This window comes from Maricaulis sp., assembly GCF_039978735.1.
In the GTDB taxonomy this organism is placed as follows: Bacteria; Pseudomonadota; Alphaproteobacteria; order Caulobacterales; family Maricaulaceae; genus Maricaulis.
In genome coordinates this window covers 1-2,500 of sequence record NZ_JBDWAS010000010.1, presented here as the reverse complement: position 1 = coordinate 2,500, position 2,500 = coordinate 1, and the positions used below count along the sequence as shown (strand labels likewise).

Annotated in this window: 1 rRNA gene; it reads left to right on the top strand. The window is 55.0% G+C overall.

The annotated features are described in order from the left end of the window. Positions 1-51: 51 nt before the first annotated feature. Positions 52-2,500 (top strand): 23S ribosomal RNA (locus tag ABJO18_RS03115); the annotation flags it as partial.

The following is a 2,500-nucleotide window of genomic DNA, read 5'->3' as shown; positions in this document are numbered from 1 at the left end:
GCAATCGGAAAGAGTGGCGAGGCGTTCACCGCGCATGAGCATCAATTTCAAGATCAAGTGTCAAAAGGGCGTTTAGTGGATGCCTAGGCATGTAGAGGCGATGAAGGACGTGGCACGCTGCGATAAGTCTCGGGGAGTTGCGAGCAAACTTTGATCCGAGAATATCCGAATGGGGAAACCCACCTTTACGGACCCTGGCGGTCGTTCGGTCGAGCAATCGGCCGGCCGATCACCAGAGTTCGTGTGAGGTATCTAAATCTGAATACATAGGGTTTAGAAGCAAACCCGGGGAACTGAAACATCTAAGTACCCGGAGGAAAGGACATCAATTGAGACTCCGCTAGTAGTGGCGAGCGAACGCGGATCAGGCCAGTGCTCTTATCAATCGAAGTGGAACCGTCTGGAAAGTCGGGCCGCAGTGGGTGACAGCCCCGTACACGTCAGTGAGATAAGAGCCTCGAGTAGGGCGGGACACGTGAAATCCTGTCTGAACATGGGGGGACCACCCTCCAAGCCTAAGTACTCCTACATGACCGATAGTGAACCAGTACCGTGAGGGAAAGGTGAAAAGCACCCCGACGAGGGGAGTGAAACAGACCCTGAAACTGGACGCCTACAAGCAGTCGGAGGGCGCAAGCCTGACGGCGTACCTTTTGTATAATGGGTCAGCGACTTTGTCTCTCGAGCAAGCTTAAGCCGGTAGGTGTAGGCGTAGCGAAAGCGAGTCTGAATAGGGCGACTGAGTTCGAGGGATAAGACCCGAAGCCGGGTGATCTAGCCATGAGCAGGTTGAAGGTGAGGTAACACTCACTGGAGGACCGAACCCACGTCTGTTGAAAAAGACGGGGATGACTTGTGGCTAGGGGTGAAAGGCCAATCAAACTCGGAAATAGCTGGTTCTCCGCGAAATCTATTTAGGTAGAGCGTCTCGTGAATACCCATGGGGGTAGAGCACTGGATGGGCTAGGGGGTCCCAACGACTTACCAAACCTAACCAAACTCCGAATACCATGGAGTAATACGAGGCAGACACACTGCGGGTGCTAAGGTCCGTAGTGGAGAGGGAAACAGCCCTGACCGCCAGCTAAGGTCCCTAAGTTATCACTAAGTGGGAAACGATGTGGGAGTGCTTAGACAACCAGGAGGTTGGCTTAGAAGCAGCCATCCTTTAAAGAAAGCGTAACAGCTCACTGGTCAAGCGCTCCTGCGCGGAAAATGTAACGGGGCTTAAGTGATACACCGAAGCTGCGGGCTCAACTTTGTTGAGCGGTAGCGGAGCGTTCCGTAGGCCGATGAAGGCAGACCCGCGAGGGCTGCTGGAGGTATCGGAAGTGAGAATGCTGACATGAGTAGCGATAAAGGGGGTGAGAGACCCCCTCGCCGAAAGTCCAAGGGTTCCTGCGCAATGCTAATCAGCGCAGGGTTAGTCGGCCCCTAAGGCGAGGCAGAAATGCGTAGTCGATGGGAAGCAGGTTAATATTCCTGCACCGGCGGGTAGTGACGGATTCCGGAAGTTGTCAGTCCTTATCGGATTGAACTGGCAGCCAAGGCGTCCCTGGAAATAGCTCCCGCGTTAGACCGTACCCGAAACCGACACAGGTGGACTGGTAGAGCATACCAAGGCGCTTGAGAGAACTATGCTGAAGGAACTCGGCAAATTGCTCCCGTAAGTTCGCGAGAAGGGAGCCTGGCGCTGCGCAAGCAGTGTCCAGGGGCACAGACCAGGGGGTGGCGACTGTTTACTAAAAACACAGGGCTCTGCGAAGTCGCAAGACGACGTATAGGGTCTGACGCCTGCCCGGTGCCGGAAGGTTAAAAGGAGGAGTGCAAGCTCCGAATTGAAGCCCCGGTAAACGGCGGCCGTAACTATAACGGTCCTAAGGTAGCGAAATTCCTTGTCGGGTAAGTTCCGACCTGCACGAATGGCGTAACGACTTCCCCGCTGTCTCCAGCATAGACTCAGCGAAATTGAATTCTCCGTGAAGATGCGGAGTTCCCGCGGTCAGACGGAAAGACCCCGTGCACCTTTACTACAACTTCACAGTGGCATTAGCGATTATTTGTGTAGGATAGGCGGGAGACTTTGAAGCCATGGCGCCAGCTGTGGTGGAGTCATCCTTGAAATACCGCCCTGATAATTGTTGATGTCTAACCGCGGCCCATGAACCTGGGTCCGGGACCCTGTGTGGTGGGTAGTTTGACTGGGGCGGTCGCCTCCCAAAGAGTAACGGAGGCGCGCGATGGTAGGCTCAGACCGGTCGGAAATCGGTCGATGAGTGCAATGGCATAAGCCTGCCTGACTGCGAGACTGACAGGTCGAGCAGAGTCGAAAGACGGCCATAGTGATCCGGTGGTCCCGCGTGGAAGGGCCATCGCTCAACGGATAAAAGGTACGCCGGGGATAACAGGCTGATGATGCCCAAGAGTCCATATCGACGGCATTGTTTGGCACCTCGATGTCGACTCATCACATCCTGGGGCTGGAGCAGGTCCCAAGGGT